17 protein-coding genes and 1 riboswitch are annotated in these 15,272 nt (G+C 31.1%); of the genes, 6 read left to right on the top strand and 11 right to left on the bottom strand.

The annotated features are described in order from the left end of the window. Positions 1-29: 29 nt before the first annotated feature. The gene (gene mnmE / locus Q4Q39_RS09215) at positions 30-1,454 is read right to left on the bottom strand and encodes a tRNA uridine-5-carboxymethylaminomethyl(34) synthesis GTPase MnmE (RefSeq protein WP_303282139.1); all 1,425 of its coding nucleotides are present in this window, start codon (positions 1,452-1,454) and stop codon (positions 30-32) included. A 364-nt stretch (positions 1,455-1,818) separates the two neighbouring features. On the opposite strand from mnmE, the gene Q4Q39_RS09210 reads away from it, so the two are divergent. After that, complete coding sequence (locus tag Q4Q39_RS09210) at positions 1,819-2,247, top strand: hypothetical protein (protein WP_303282138.1); 429 nt, start codon at positions 1,819-1,821, stop codon at positions 2,245-2,247. A gap of 494 nt (positions 2,248-2,741) precedes the next feature. Further along, complete coding sequence (locus Q4Q39_RS09205) at positions 2,742-3,170, top strand: hypothetical protein (RefSeq protein WP_303282137.1); 429 nt, start codon at positions 2,742-2,744, stop codon at positions 3,168-3,170. On the opposite strand, the gene Q4Q39_RS09200 is transcribed toward Q4Q39_RS09205, so the two are convergent. The 5 genes from Q4Q39_RS09200 to Q4Q39_RS09180 all read right to left on the bottom strand — a co-directional run bounded on the left by Q4Q39_RS09200 (position 3,162) and on the right by Q4Q39_RS09180 (position 7,936). Then, positions 3,162-3,992, bottom strand: coding sequence for a CvfB family protein (locus tag Q4Q39_RS09200; RefSeq protein ID WP_303282136.1), 831 nt, complete (start codon positions 3,990-3,992; stop codon positions 3,162-3,164). The two genes, Q4Q39_RS09205 and Q4Q39_RS09200, sit on opposite strands and share 9 nt — an antisense overlap. 142 nt (positions 3,993-4,134) lie before the next feature. Further along, positions 4,135-4,473, bottom strand: coding sequence for a DUF2853 family protein (locus tag Q4Q39_RS09195; protein WP_303282135.1), 339 nt, complete (start codon positions 4,471-4,473; stop codon positions 4,135-4,137). A gap of 102 nt (positions 4,474-4,575) precedes the next feature. Beyond that, positions 4,576-6,333 carry a 2-succinyl-5-enolpyruvyl-6-hydroxy-3-cyclohexene-1-carboxylate synthase gene (menD, locus tag Q4Q39_RS09190; RefSeq protein ID WP_303282134.1) on the bottom strand — a complete coding sequence of 586 codons (1,758 nt, stop codon included), beginning with the start codon at positions 6,331-6,333 and terminating at the stop codon, positions 4,576-4,578. Between the two features lie 47 nt (positions 6,334-6,380). Then, positions 6,381-7,508, bottom strand: a complete 1,128-nt coding sequence (locus Q4Q39_RS09185) for a chorismate-binding protein (protein WP_303282133.1) — start codon at positions 7,506-7,508, stop codon at positions 6,381-6,383. Beyond that, the gene (locus Q4Q39_RS09180; protein WP_303282132.1) at positions 7,508-7,936 is read right to left on the bottom strand and encodes a PaaI family thioesterase; all 429 of its coding nucleotides are present in this window, start codon (positions 7,934-7,936) and stop codon (positions 7,508-7,510) included. Before Q4Q39_RS09180 ends, Q4Q39_RS09185 begins: the two co-directional genes overlap by 1 nt. Before the next feature lie 51 nt (positions 7,937-7,987). Here Q4Q39_RS09180 and Q4Q39_RS09175 point away from each other — a divergent pair, with 51 nt between their 5' ends. Further along, positions 7,988-8,623, top strand: coding sequence for an alpha/beta hydrolase (locus Q4Q39_RS09175; protein WP_303282130.1), 636 nt, complete (start codon positions 7,988-7,990; stop codon positions 8,621-8,623). A 163-nt stretch (positions 8,624-8,786) separates the two neighbouring features. On the opposite strand, the gene Q4Q39_RS09170 is transcribed toward Q4Q39_RS09175, so the two are convergent. Continuing rightward, a complete protein-coding gene (locus Q4Q39_RS09170; RefSeq protein WP_303282129.1) occupies positions 8,787-10,550 on the bottom strand; it encodes a serine hydrolase in 1,764 nt (587 codons plus the stop codon). A gap of 324 nt (positions 10,551-10,874) precedes the next feature. Here Q4Q39_RS09170 and Q4Q39_RS09165 point away from each other — a divergent pair, with 324 nt between their 5' ends. Both Q4Q39_RS09165 and Q4Q39_RS09160 read left to right on the top strand, forming a co-directional pair. Beyond that, a complete protein-coding gene (locus Q4Q39_RS09165; RefSeq protein WP_303282128.1) occupies positions 10,875-11,024 on the top strand; it encodes a hypothetical protein in 150 nt (49 codons plus the stop codon). Positions 11,025-11,118: 94 nt separating this feature from the next. Continuing rightward, the gene (locus Q4Q39_RS09160; protein ID WP_303282127.1) at positions 11,119-12,003 is read left to right on the top strand and encodes an AraC family transcriptional regulator; all 885 of its coding nucleotides are present in this window, start codon (positions 11,119-11,121) and stop codon (positions 12,001-12,003) included. An 8-nt stretch (positions 12,004-12,011) separates the two neighbouring features. Here Q4Q39_RS09160 and Q4Q39_RS09155 read toward each other — a convergent pair whose 3' ends face one another. From Q4Q39_RS09155 to Q4Q39_RS09145, 3 genes are all read right to left on the bottom strand, one after another. After that, positions 12,012-12,497: a PAS domain-containing protein gene (locus tag Q4Q39_RS09155; RefSeq protein ID WP_303282126.1), complete on the bottom strand. Its 486-nt coding sequence runs from the start codon at positions 12,495-12,497 to the stop codon at positions 12,012-12,014. A gap of 121 nt (positions 12,498-12,618) precedes the next feature. Next, positions 12,619-12,749, bottom strand: a riboswitch (cobalamin riboswitch). Positions 12,750-12,764: 15 nt separating this feature from the next. Next, positions 12,765-12,977, bottom strand: coding sequence for an aldo/keto reductase (locus tag Q4Q39_RS09150; protein WP_303282125.1), 213 nt, complete (start codon positions 12,975-12,977; stop codon positions 12,765-12,767). A gap of 21 nt (positions 12,978-12,998) precedes the next feature. Beyond that, a complete protein-coding gene (locus Q4Q39_RS09145; RefSeq protein WP_303282124.1) occupies positions 12,999-13,604 on the bottom strand; it encodes an MSMEG_1061 family FMN-dependent PPOX-type flavoprotein in 606 nt (201 codons plus the stop codon). Positions 13,605-13,756: 152 nt separating this feature from the next. On the opposite strand from Q4Q39_RS09145, the gene Q4Q39_RS09140 reads away from it, so the two are divergent. Continuing rightward, positions 13,757-14,116, top strand: a complete 360-nt coding sequence (locus Q4Q39_RS09140) for a hypothetical protein (RefSeq protein WP_303282123.1) — start codon at positions 13,757-13,759, stop codon at positions 14,114-14,116. Here the strand turns inward: Q4Q39_RS09140 and Q4Q39_RS09135 are convergent. Further along, positions 14,109-15,056: an NAD(P)H-dependent flavin oxidoreductase gene (locus Q4Q39_RS09135; RefSeq protein WP_303282122.1), complete on the bottom strand. Its 948-nt coding sequence runs from the start codon at positions 15,054-15,056 to the stop codon at positions 14,109-14,111. The two genes, Q4Q39_RS09140 and Q4Q39_RS09135, sit on opposite strands and share 8 nt — an antisense overlap. Positions 15,057-15,272: the final 216 nt, after the last annotated feature.

Below are 15,272 nucleotides of genomic sequence, written 5' to 3'. Positions count from 1 at the left end.
GGAATCTAATCATACTAAAAAATTGAAATCTACTTCCCGATACAAAAATTAGCAAAGATATTCCCCAATAGATCATCATTTGTGATTTCTCCTGTAATCTCTCCAAAATGAAATAATGCTTGACGAATATCTATAGCTAAAAGATCTCCGGATAAGCCAGAATCCAATCCAGATTTAACTTTATCAATTTCTTCAAACGCTTTTAAAAGAGAATCGTAATGTCGCGAGTTTGTAACAATCGTATCATTATTTCTTAGAGCGCCAGTATTTACAAAACTTAAAAGTTTGTTTTTTAACTCCTCTACGCCTATACCTTTTTTTGCTGATAGTAACTGAATATGGGATTTCTCGCTAGCGCTGGAAATGACATAGAGCTCATCATTTAAAATAGCAACTTCATTTTCTGAAAGCTTATCAACTTTATTGGCAATTACTACCAATGGTTTTTGAGGGTATTTGTTCTTAATCTTTTCTATCTCTATCTTAATATTTTGAGACTTCTCATTAGTATTTGAAATAACATTAGACTCAAAAAGATATACAACAACTTGCGCCTGTTCTATTTTTTCAAAGGTCTTTTTTATCCCTATACTTTCTACTACATCTTTAGTATCTCTTATTCCTGCGGTATCGATAAATCTGAAACCTATCCCTCCAATAGATATTTCATCTTCAATAGTATCTCTGGTAGTCCCTGCTATTTCGCTTACAATAGCGCGTTCTTCATTTAAAAGTGCATTTAAAAGTGTCGATTTTCCAACATTTGGTTCTCCTACTATCGCAACTGGAATACCATTTTTAATAACATTTCCAACAGCAAATGAATCTATTAAACGCTTAAGAACAAACGTAATACGTTCGATTAAATCTTTAAATTGTGTTCTATCTGCAAACTCAACATCTTCTTCGGCAAAATCAAGTTCTAATTCTATTAAAGATGCAAAGTTTAAAAGCTCTTCACGAAGTTTTGCTATTTCTGATGAAAAACCACCACGCATTTGCTGCATGGCAATTTGATGCGACGCTTCATTATCACTAGAAATTAAATCTGCCACAGCTTCTGCCTGGCTTAAATCTAATTTACCATTTAAAAAGGCACGCAAGGTAAACTCACCAGCTGTAGCCATTCTGCAGCCTTGACGCAAAAACAATTGAATAATTTCTTGCTGAATATAATTGGAACCATGACATGAAATCTCAACAACATTTTCACCTGTATAAGAATTGGGATTTTTAAAAACCGATACTAATACTTCATCTATGGTTCTATTACCATCTACAATATGACCCAAATGAATTGTATGAGTAGTTTGTTTACTTAGCTTCTTTCCCGAAACAGATTTAAATTGGCTTTCTACAAAGTCTATAGCATCTTTTCCAGATAATCTTATAATAGCAATAGCTCCAGCTCCAGATGGTGTTGCTAAAGCTACTATGGTGTCCTGATTAATCATTTTGCAAAAATACTAAATTTGATAATCTTAATGCCTATAAGTTAAACCACAAAACGCGCGTTATTGATTAAGAATTTTCACATAACAAAAGAATAGAATTAATTCTTGATTCTTAAATACAGAATAATAAAACAAGAAAAGATAAACATTTATTAACATTTTAAACAAAATCTTAACAATTAAATAATGCAAAACAAAAAATAAAGAATTATTCATAATAATATGATTGGCTTGTATTTAATCTTGACTATAATATTCGCTCATAGTATATTTACGTTCTGTCATTTTATAGTCTTCTGATATAAATTAACAGAAATTATAACTTCCATACTCTCAACCCTAAAAAAAGAAGATATAATAGCATATGAAAATTGCCGAATCTGACTTCTCAACTCACATTGTTGAATCTGTACAAAAAGAATTAGGAAACATCTTCTTTTTTAAACACATAGCTGTTATAGAATTTAACGAAGGTGTACATATTGATATAAATAATTCATCTGAATTTTTTGATGAGCTAATAAGCTATTATGGTCACTCCAGACCATTTGGAGTCATAGCTAATAGAATAAACTCTTATTCTGTAAAGCTAATGGATGCAGATTTATTTAGGAAAAAGATTAGTAACTTATGTTATTATGCGGTAGTTGGTCATAATAATGCCAGTAAAATGAATGCTGAAATTGAGAATAGGTTCTGTGATAGGAATAAAATCAATTACAATACCATTCATGAAGCCATGAACAGTATTTACAGTAAGGTAAAAAATGACATTCTGCTTTCTTTACACTGAACTCATTTAGACTTTTTGGATTTAAACGAAAATTAGAAGTTTTTGCCTATGTTGAAGACTTTTTTGAGTTGCATAGTAGAGCTACGGAAGGAAAAAAAGATAAAACAGAGCTGAAAACAGCAATTTTTTAGCAAATTGAAAAAGTATTGTAATCTTCAAGCTTAATGTAAAAAAGTACTTTTAGACCAAGTTTAATGTTTGCTTCCATACTATTTCACTAATAACATAATAGATAATATTCAAAACTTTTCTCAATTAATTAAACTATTAACAATAACATAGTCAACCACTTACAGAATAGTTAACTTATTTAATCTAGGAATAAAATTTACATAATAATATTAAACAGATGTAAATATATTATGCAAGCATTGTATATTTGCAAGCTGAAAAAATTCAGCACGCATAAAAGGTTATTTATTAATAATCAAATCATTATAACTTCAATTTGAATAATTAAAATTAAAAAAGAAGGATATAATAAATTAAAGGATATGAAAATAATTGAGTCTGAAATTTCTAACCATATTATAAAAACTAAAAAAAAAGAACTAGGAACCATCTTTTTTTTCAACCATATCGCTGTAATTGAATTTAATGAAGGGGTCGATATTGATATTAATAACTCCATTGGTTTTTTTGATGAGTTTAAATCATATTTTGGAAATTCAAGACCATTTGGTGTTATTGCTAATAGAATATACTCATATTCTGTAAAGCTAATGGATGCTGATTTATTTAGAAATCAAGCAAAGAACTTATGTGCTTATGGAGTTGTAGGGCATAATCCAGCAAGTAAAATGAATGCAAAAATTGAAAACAATTTCTGTCTTTCTGATAACATTGATTATGATAATTTATATGAAGCTATTGATAGTGTTTACAATAAAGTAAAACAGCAACTTATGCACACATTAAACTAAATAAATACCATCAGGTTTTATTTCGATTTGGCGTTGCTTATATAACGTACCTACTGCCTTTTTGAAATTTTTCTTACTCATTTGCAATGTTTCTTTAATAACTTCTGGACTAGATTTGTCTGTAAGTTTTAAATATCCACTATTATCATGAAGTTCATGCATAATACGTTCTGCATTAGGCTCGATATTCCTATACCCTATTTGTCCTAAAGTAATATCTAACTTATTCCCTGGGCGGATTTTCTTAACGATACCTTTTAATTTATCACCAACACTAAGGTCTGAAAAAATGGCATCTTTATAAATTAAACCAGCATGTGTTTTATTTACTATAACATTCATTCCTATATCCGATGGATGCGATACAATTAAATCAACTTCATCAAACACCTTTACAGTCAGTTCTTTATTATCTAAAAAACGATTTGTTTTACTAGAAGCTACTAACCTATCTGTTTTTTCGTCCAAATAACAATGCACCAAGTACCAACCTCCGGGTTTCATTTTAAAAGCTTGTTCTTTAAACGGGCAAAACAATTCTTTAACTAGCCCCCAATCTAAAAACGCTCCATAATCAGTTACTTGATTACAACGCAATAAAGCAAAATCATCGCGCTTAATATAGGGCATATCCGTAGAAGCAACAGGGCGTTCTTCGTTATCCAAATACACAAAAACCTCTAATTTCTCCCAAATTTTAAACGTATCTGGTACATACCTATTTGGTAATAACACTTCATTGTCTTCATCATCAATTAAATACACACCATGATCTGTTTCACGAAGTATTTCTAATGTATTTATCTGTCCTAAATGTATCATGCGACAAAGGTAATAATATTAGGCTGAGTATTTTTATTTGAATCTAAACGATTTATAAATAAAATAAGCTCAAGGTTATGAGTAAAAAAAAGCGCTACAAAAAAATAGTAGCGCTCATTATTTCTATATAAGAGAAGACCTATTAATAAACAGATTCTTTTTTAAAATGCTTCGTTAATAAATAATACACGACGACTCTATACTTATTACGATTAGATTGACCATACTTATCCATCACAATTGTAATACCTTTATCTAAATCAGCACTATCATTTAACCCTAATTTTTTAATTAAAAAATTATTCTTTACTGTAGCTAATTCAGATTCGTCCGAACCAGAAACGGTTGAAGAATCAGCATTGTAAATTGATGGACCACATCCAATAGCCACTTTGGTTAATAAATCCATGTCTGCATTAACACCGCATTTGTCTTTTAAATCTGCAGCATACTTTGCAATAAGTTCATCTCTTTTACTCATAATAATGTGTTTTTAATGTGTTTGTAAAATACTTGTCTTAATAACTGTTTTAAAGGTAACCAATTTTTAAAGACAAAAAGTAAGAAAAAGTTACATATTGTTTTAGCCAATAAACTTGAAGTAATTTAGAAGTACCTCATCATTAAGGTTTTTTGGTGTAAAAATTTCTAATAATTTAGGGTGATCTCCATCTGAATAAAATGATTTTAATGATGCTTTCAAGGCTGTTTCAGATGAAACAGATTCATAGTTAAATCCATACATATTACACAAATGTTCTGCTGTTAATTGATGGTTTGTTTCAAAATAAGTATCAAAATTTTCAGTGTTTTTATGACCAGGAAGAATTCTAAAAATACCACCTCCTTGATTATTAATAACAATGATTCTAAAATTATTAGGAATGTAATTATTCCACAAGGCATTACTATCGTAAATAAAGCTTAAATCACCAGTTATTAAAGTAGTTTGCTTATTGTTTACCACAGCACAGCCAATAGCTGTAGCTGTACAGCCGTCAATACCGCTAGTACCGCGATTACAAAATACCCTTAATGTTTTATTTAAGTCGAATAATTGTGCGTAGCGCACTGTAGAACTGTTTCCTAACTGCAAACAGGTATCGTTTGGTATTGCTCTCAATATGGTATCAAAAGCTTTTAAATCGCTAAAATCTATGCTGTTTAAATAATCATTATGCTTAACGAGTCTCAACGCTTTCAAATGACTCCAATATGACTTGTAATTACTTGTAACCAATCTTGTTTGAGGTAAAAATTTAGAAAAGAAATAATTTGGTGTTGTTTTCACAAAATTATTCAAACTAAAAAATGTGTCATTTGCTTTCTTTTCATCTATGTGCCAATGTTGTTGGGGCTTATATGCTCTTAAAAATGCTTTTACTTTTTTTGAAACGATCAAGCCTCCAAATGTGAGTAAAATATCTGGTTGTAATTTTTTAAAATGGTCACCTGTTAAAGGAGCTATTAGCTTATCGATGCTTGGAAAAAATGTATCGTGATGTAAATTGGATGTGGTTTCCGTAAATACAATAACACTTTCGTCTGCTGCTAAAGTGTCTAACCAGCGTTGCTCTATTTGATTGGGCTGATTAACCCCCACAAGTACCATTTTTTTTGAGGCTGCATTCCAATTTTTTATACAATCTCCTAAAATATAATCATCAATTTGTAACGGCTTATTTTCAGGATTTGTTGACTTTGGTTTTACATATAACTCCTCAACCATATCATATAATGGTTCATCAAACGGAACGTTAATATGTACAGGACCATTTTCAAGAAGTGTCATATTTATGGCCTTATCAATCTCTTCTTCATTATACTGCTGAATGGTTTTCTTTAATCCTAGTAACGTTTCAACCTTATTCTCCATGTTTTTAAAAATAGGCAGCTCCTCTTCTACTCCATGAGTATCTTTCTCTTTTAAATCGAGTTTTAAATTTGAAGAATACAGTACATGGTTTTCAAACACATTTTTCTGATTAATGGTTTGTCCATCGCCAATACCTATTAAATGCTTTGGTCTGTCTGCCGATAATACAATTAAAGGAATATCACTATAAAAAGCTTCGGCAACGGCAGGGTAATAATTCAACAATGCACTACCAGACGTACAAACTACTACCGCTGGTTCTTGTAATTGTTGAGCAATTCCTAAGGCAAAAAAAGCGGCACAACGTTCGTCTACAATACTATAACACTTAAAATAATCGTCGTTAGAAAAACCAATGGTCAATGGTGCATTTCTACTACCTGGAGAGATAACAATATGTTTGACACCTTTTGCTTTACATAACTGTACAACAGTTTGCGCCAATGGAATTTTTGGATAAATCATGGATTAATAATCTAGTACAAAAATAAGAAATAGGTCCAAATACCTAACTACAAAACGTTTTTAATTACTAAAGTTTTAGATACAGTTTCCTCCCATTCCCTTTCTGGGTTAGAATGTTTCGTTATACCTCCACCAACATAAATAAACGCTTTGGCATTTTTTAATTGCATACATCTTAAGTTTACATAAAGTCTTGTGCTTTTTTTATTGATGGTATAAGCCCTATTTTCAATATTGCGTTTTGCAGACCTGGATTGTAATTGAGTTTCCATATTTAACTCACCTAAAAACCCTGTGTAAAAAGCTCTGTCATAGTCTTCATTATTTAAAATAAACGCTTTTGCTTCAAGCTTGGGCAGACCACAAACGGCTGGTGTTGGGTGTAGCAGAGAAATGACTTGTTTTAAATTTGATTCCGATTTTAACCGAGCAGAAATCATCGTTCTTAAATGTAGTAAGTTACCAGCTTTTACTGTTTCTACATCAGATACTTTAAAATTCTCTACTGAAGATTTTAAGTTATCTACTATAAAATCGGTAACGAATTGTTGTTCTTGTTTTTCTTTATCCTGCCAAACCACATCTAAAGTACCTTGGTAATCTTGTGTACCAGCCAATGCCATGATTGAAAATCTACTCCCTTCAATCTTTATTAATGTTTCTGGTGTTGCTCCTAGCCACAGTCCTACCTTTGGATGATACCAACAATACACAAATGCAGATTTATAAGTATGTAAAAGGTTTTTAAAAATAGTTATTGGATTTGGTTCTGAAATGTTAACCGATTCTTGTCTGGACAGCACTACTTTTTTAAATCCACCATTAGAAATAGCTTCAATTCCTTTTTTAATTAGATTGATGTGTTGTTGCTTTTCATTTAATGCTTCCGCTTTAACTATATCGAATTCTTTTTCTTTTATAAACGCTCTATGATCTTCTAAATCTATATCTACTTCAATAGATTCAGAGCCTCCAAAGGGTATTAAAACTGTTTTTTCTGCATCATCAAATGGAGAAAAAACAAATCCTTTTTCCGTAAAATCGTTTGTAAAATGTAAATCGTTTGTTTCTTGCAATAAGGAACTCACCTTCTTCTCATTTGGCTTTCTGTAAGCTACAAAGGGTGATTTACTGTTGTATTGGGTTTCAATACGTTTAAAAAAGTCCAGCACCATTAACTATTTCTTTTTGGTAAAGCTATAGTAGACAATTTACAAATTGATATTAAATTATCGGCTTCGTCCGTTACTCGTATGTCTAATAATTGTGTAGTTCTGCCTTTATGTAAAAAGGTAGCCTTTGCATAAACAAACCCTTCTTTTACACTCTTTAAATGGTTTGCTGTAATTTCTATACCACGTACAAAGAATTTTTCTGTATCTATAAAAATATGCGTTGCAAAACTGCCAACACTTTCCGCTAAAGCAGCTGTAGCACCACCATGTAACACTCCATCTGGTTGATATACCCTAGAATTCACAGGCATCCTGGCCACTAAAAAATTATCGCCAAAATCTACAACTTCAATGTTCAAGGTTTCCATTAAAGTATCTTTACAAGCTGAATTAGCTTTAGCCAATACTTTTTCCTTAGATAATTGCATATAATAATTTATTTTTAATGACGAAACAAAAGTACAAAACCAGTTTAACAAATGAATTCTAGCGAAAAAGAAATATCATATCAAACAACAAATACGTATTCTACTTTAAATATATTAAGCAGTAAAACAAAACATGTTTGGCTGGTATGCCATGGTATGGGATATCTGAGCCGTTATTTTTTAAAATATTTTAAACAAATAAATGCTGAAGAGAATTATATTATCGCACCGCAGGCAAGTAGCAAATATTATTTAGGTTCTAAGTTTAAACATGTTGGTGCTAGTTGGTTAACTAAAGAAAATACAATAGCAGAGACCAAGAATATCTTAAGCTATTTAGATGCTGTTCTAGAAGCTGAAAATATTCCAAAAGATAAAAAACTAATCGTTTTTGGGTATTCGCAAGGTGTGAGTATTGCGGCACGTTATGTAGTTAAAAGAAAATTACAATGCGATCAATTAATACTACATTCTGGAGGTATTCCTAAAGAATTAATTGTTGATGATTTAAAATTTTTAAAAGCTAAAGTATCACTAGTCTATGGAACTAATGATACTTTTTTAAGTAAAGACCGTATGGCACTTGAAACTAAAAGAGCCATTGAATTATTTGGAAGTCATGTAAACATCATCCCCTTTGAAGGTGTACATGAAGTTAATGTAGATATTATAAATGATTTAGTTTAAATTGTCATTCCTGCTGTAGTTTATCATTAAAGCTTATGACTCTGCCCAAAACAGGCTAAGCTGAAAGACAGTAATGACAAAAAACGTATGCTCTAGTAAGTAGGTAATACATGAAAAGTGTTTATCTAATCTCAACAAATAATAAATTAAGTTTACATAATTATTATTCTTCAATACGTTTACCAGTTACTTCTTGTCCGTTTTGTAATAATGTTGCACTATCTACTTTATCAGCTTCATTCTTATTAAAAGTCAATTGTGCATTCACCACTTTTAAATAGAATACATTTTCAGATTTAGGAAATATATCAAATTTTGCTTGTCCTGTGGCCTGTGCTTTTAATTGACTGCCTTCTTTTGTTATAGTAATAATAAAACTAGGCATGAGTTCAAACTTACCTACATAGGTTTCCAAAATATCATCCGGTACAACGACTTCTTTTTCTATATCGCTTACATCTGCTCCTAATTTTTTTAAAGCCTCAATACCTGCTAAATTATTAGGGTTTATCTCAACAGATTTCTTATAATTCTCAATAGCCAAATCGTTCTTTCCTGAATTCATAAGTGCTTCTCCATAGCTATCATAAACATTTGATGATTTTGGGAATGCCTCAACATTTAGCTTAAACACTTTTACTGCTTCATCCACCTTACCAGACCCCATAAGTTGGTAACCAATGCCATTCATTTCATTTTCTCTTAAATCATAATCTTTAGAATCCTTTATGGTATTATAATGTGCAATTCCTGCATCAACACCTTTGTTTTCTATAACGGCTAATACCTCATTGGCTACCGATTTTTTAGGCATTTTATAATCCTTACCATATATAATACCCCTAATAGCTCTGGTCATTTGATTAAGTGGTGCACGTCCTGTATTATTTAAAAGTACAACCAAAGATTTATCAGACGGTGCTCTGGAAATATTGGTATTAAATCCATTAATACCACCGCCATGACCTATGGTGTATATACTATCGGAAGACTTACCGATTTTATTATAGCCAACACCCCAACCATAGGCATAATGACTGTTTCCAAAAGCAGAGATATAAGGTTTAAAATATAAATCCATGTATTCTTTTGACAATATCGTATTGGTATATAGTGCTTGATCCCATTTATATAAATCTTCCACAGTTGAATACATGGAGCCTGCAGCATATGGAATAGACATGTCTAAATAATTTGAATTTATAAACTTACCACCTCTTTTTTCGTAACCTGTAGCCCTATTTTTTAAAATTTCACCATGATTATCGTAACCAGATTCATTCATGCTTAATGGTGTGAAAATTTTATCATGAAGCATTTGTTCATAAGTTTTACCAGATAATTTTTCAACAAGAACACCAAGAAGAAAATATCCTGAATTGCTATAATTAAATTTTTCGCCCGGTGTAAACTCCAACGCTTTATCTGCAAACTTTTTCACAAACTCATCTGGTGTATATGAATTACGGCTTTCTTCTTGAAAAAACTTAGGAAATGCTGTGTAGTTTGGTATTCCAGATGTATGTGTTAGTAAATGGTGGGTCGTTATTTTGTCTCCAGTTTCTTTTGGGTAATCTGGAAGGTATTTAGTGATTGGAGCTTGTAAGTCTAATTTTCCGTCTGCTGCCAATTGTAATATAAGCATCGCTGTAAACTGTTTAGTAATAGACCCTAAACGGTGTTTTGTATTGGTTTGGTTTGGAATATCCCATTCCATATTTGCCATACCAAATCCTTTTTTATAAATAACCTTACCATGATCTGATACTAATACAGAACCATTAAACTTACCATATTCTGTATAGGCAGTTATAAGTTTATCTATTTGCTCTACTTTGGATTGTGCAAAGCACACACTGCTCATTAATAATAAAAAAAGTACTAAAAACCCTGTTTTGTGTAAAAAGTAATTTGACATTGACTTCATAAGTTTGAATTTTGATTGATTTGCTTAAATTTTAGATTATTATGTTCTAATAAATGGTTTGACTGATAACACCTTAACATGAGATCACTTTACATAAACAAACTTAGAATTTCCTTTACTTAAGTAATAATGAAATTATAAACTTTCACAAACTTTTCACATAATTTACATATTGAAAAAGCTTAGGTTTCCATGTTCGTTTTAAGAAATCATAAGATTTAAATTTTACAATGATTCCATTTAAATATTAAACATTTTAAAGTATGACGACCAATATGCCTTATACGTTACATAATAAATGATTAATTTTTATTTTATATGATTATGACATTGAACTCATTTAGGCTTTTTGGATTTAAGCGAAAATTAGAAGTTTTTGCCTATGTTGAAGACTTTTTTGAGTTGCATAGCAGAGCTACGGAAGGAAAAAAAGACAAAAACAGCGCTGAAAACAGCCATTTTTTAGCAAATTGAAAAAGTCTAAATGAGTTCATTATAATAACTCAGCAAGTTTGGAAAAGTTTGTACATTGATTTGTGAATACATTTGCAATATCAATACTTTAAAAATGACACGGAAACAAACGAACAAGGCTTTTTACGAACAAAAACTAAATATTATTGTAGAATATATTCACAATAACCTAGATAGTAAAATAGACATAAAAACGCTGGCCGAGATCTCACATTTTTCGCCGTTTCATTTTCATCGTATTAGTAGAGCGCTTTTAGGAGAACCCATTGGAGCATACATTTCTAGAACACGTGTAGAAACAGCTGCTAAAATGATTCGTTATACGTCTTTAGATATTGAAAGCATTGCTTATAATGTTGGTTTTGAAACACCTTCATCATTATCTAAAAGGTTTAAAAATCATTTTGGAGTATCTCCAACTGCGTATCGCAAAAACAAATTTTTCACAATTAAAAAATCGAACATTATGGAAACAACATCCAACATTGAAAAAAGTCAAAGTTTAAACATTAAAAAACCTAAAATTCTAGATATAGAAGACAAAAAATGTATCTACCTGCGCATGCAAGGTCCCTATAAAACATTAGATTATATGGGAGCCTGGAAAAAGCTTTGGGGTCTAGTAAAAGAACAAAAGCTATTTACAGCAGGAATAGAACACCTAGGTTTGCCTTATGATGACCCAAAAGTAACAGACGAAGATAAAATTAGATATGATTCTTGTTTAGTTATACGCAAAGATGCCCAAGCCTCTGGAGATATTGGCACTAAAATACTTAAAGGTGGTAAGTTTGCTATCTTTTTATATCAAGGTAGTTATGATTTTTTTCAAGAAGTATACAATTACATTTTTAATGAATGGTTACTAAATAACGATTATGAATTACGTGATGACGTTGTTAGAGAAAAATATATAAGTAACCCAGAACGTGTTGAGCCGCATAAACTAAAAACCGAATTTTATATACCAATAAAATAAGTATAGACTTATAGTTTAACCTCTTTTTCTAAAGCTAAAAGGTGTGTAATTATATTATTACCATCTTTTAGTGGATAGACTTCAATATTACAATTATACATCTCACCATTTCTTCTGTAGTTAACGATATTTTCTTTAAAATGAACACCACTTTTTAAATAGTTACGTATATTATTTAACGTTTTGGGAGATGTATTTTTACCTTGTAAAAAATTAGGTTTCTTTCCTTTTACATATTTAAAAGAATAGCCTGTCATTTTTGTAAACCCACCGTTTACCCATTGTATTTCCTGCATTAAATCGGTAAGAATTAACGCTTCAAACTCACTTTTGGCAAGTACGGCTTCAATATCAAAAGACCAATCAAATTTCATTTTATAAGCTTTTAAAATTTCAATATCGTTTTGCTTATTAAAATTTAAGGCTTGTTTTGCTAGATGCATTGAGTAAATATCCCAGCATTTTAATGGCCCCTGTAATGTGTTTGATTTCATTTTCATTGCTTCTGTATTTATGTGCAGAGATAAAAAGAAGCAAGACCCCAACAATAAACTAATTACATTTAGCATGTTGGAAACGTATGTGTCTTGACTTGGCTTTAAATCGCGAAAGCACGTTTGTCATTTTTTAAAGGGAAGTATCTGGCTTGTAATATTTTATATTACATACAGTTGCGCGACAGCTTGTGATTTTAACACAATTCCTTATTATTCAGCGTTAGCTAAACCTTTAAATAATACTCAAATATATCATTTTTATAATTAATAAGATCCACGGATGCACTGATGGATCTCTTTTAAATACAGATTTGATAATAATCGATGGGTGTCTTCAGACAATGGTTTAAAATTGGAAACACTTGTATTTGATAAAACGTGTTTTGTAGAACTAGCTCCCGGAATAACACAACTTACAGACGGGTGATCTAAAATCCAACGCAAAGCCAATTCTACCATGGATAGCCCTTCTGGCAATATGTTTTTTATAAATTGAATTTATAAGTCTTTTTTATAGCGTTCAACCATATCTTCTCTGGATTCTGGAGCTTCATCAGATCCTAGCTGATCTTTTAACATTTTCCCCATAGTTGGAAATGAGTTTCTATCAATCTTTGATCCTTCTTCCCATAACTTAGAACGCATAAAGGCTTTTGCACAATGTAAAAACACTTCTTGTATAGTAATAACTATGCATGCTTTTGGAAGGTTTTTTTCTGAAGTAAATAATTCTAAATGTTTAGCATCTGTACTAACAATAGCCTGGCCGTTAATACGAAGTGTTTCATCTAATCCTGGTATTACAAACAACAGACCAACCATACCTGTTTCTATAATGTTACCAATACTATCAACAATATTATTTCCTTTAGCATCAGGAATTACTATTTCTGTGTTACTAGTTACTTTTACAAATCCAGAAGTACCGCCTCTTGGAGACGCATCTAATTTGCCCTCATTATCGCATGTTGACATAACCAGAAATGGTGACGTTTCAATAAAGCGAATGGCATGCTTTTCTAAACTAGAGAGTACTTTTTCTTTGGCTCTTCCTTTAGGAAAACCATATAATTCACGAAGCTGTGATTCTGTTTTAATTTGCATAATAATGGATTAGAATATGATTATCAAAAGTAACTATTATGGCAAAAAAAATACTCTGTAACCAAATAAAACTGTATTTCAACAAGTATTTATTAACCTTATTGTAAATATTATATAAAATTACACCCAACAAACCAAACACTAATAATTTAATGAAAACTCTAATTACCATTTTAATCTTCTGTTTTACAGGATTATGCAGTGCACAATTTATTTCGGCAGATGACAAGTTACATCTAGGGGCTGGTGCATTAATATCGGCTACTACTTATACTATAGTTTATACTACAACAAAAAATAAGAAAAAAGCCTTTTGGTATAGTTTAGGAGCTTCTGCATTAGCAGGTTTGGCTAAAGAGGTTTACGATGGTGGTATACAAAATGAAAGGTTTGATACGGGAGAGGCTATTGCTACAACCGTTGGAGGTTTAACAGTTAGTACAACATTGAACTTATTTGTTGGAAAGAACAAGAACAAAAAAAAGAAAGCTAAAATCGCTTTGGTTAATTAACTAAGCGATTAACAATTTCTTTAGTTGGTAGAATTTCTTTTGTATACTCAATACTTGGACCTGCAACCCAAACAGTTTTATATGTTGCTTTGGTTGCTGCATTTTTGGTAGCGTTCATACCAATTGAGAAACGAATCATTTTTACCCATTTTTTAAGCTTCTTGTTTTTATTTAAAACCGATTCTAACCAAGTTTGTTTCGTTCCAATTTTTTGAACATAAGGTGTATTTATGACTGTACATGGGGTACCCGAAATACGTTCAGTCATAACGATATCATTCGCGCCATAATCAACACAAGCTTGTTTATATTCTTCGGTAACACCAGCTTCTATAGAGGCAATAAATGGGCTTCCAACAGATACCCCAGCTGCTCCATAACCTAACATAGTATCAATATCTCCTTTATTACCAACACCGCCAGCCGAAATTATAGGAATACTACAATCTGTACTTAGTTCTTTAATCAAGTCTTCTGGGGTTTTATCACCTCGATGACCACCAGCCTGATTATTTACAGCGATAATAGCATCTGCACCAAGTTGCTCTACTTTTTTTGCAAATTTTAAATCGACCACATCACAAAACACTTTAATCCCTACTTTATGGGCTTGATTAATTGTTTCTTCAGGACTGCCCAAAGATGTGATAATAAAATCACAACCTTCTTCGCAAATCACTTCTAATTGGCCTTTATATTTTACGTTTGATTTATTTACGATTAAGTTAAACCCAAAAGAACCACCTTCTACTCTATTTGCTTTTAGTTCTTTTATAGCGGAACGTAATTCTTCCAATGTTCTGTAATTTAACGCAGGAATACACCCAGCTATACCGCCTTTCATAGCTTCTGTGACCATAGCAACATTGGATACCAAAAACATTGGGGCTTGTATTATGGGATACTTTATATGAAGTAGTTCTGTCAATTTAGTTTGCATAGCTATTTTAAATTAATCTATACAAATATAAGCATAAATATATTATGCATGCATAATATATTTATGCTTGTACATAATCACAGTATTTTTTATTAATTTCTTATTAAAAGCATTACTACGGTTATCTATAATTTTTAAAAGATATGTTATAGCCTTAGCAATAACATTCCATTGAATGAAAATCAAACTATTAGATAATATTTAGCATAAATATTT

This window comes from Flavivirga amylovorans, from assembly GCF_030540875.1.
In the GTDB taxonomy this organism is placed as follows: domain Bacteria; phylum Bacteroidota; class Bacteroidia; order Flavobacteriales; family Flavobacteriaceae; genus Flavivirga; species Flavivirga amylovorans.
The sequence above is the reverse complement of the archived record's forward strand: the minus strand, read 5'-3'. Positions and strand labels throughout refer to the sequence as shown.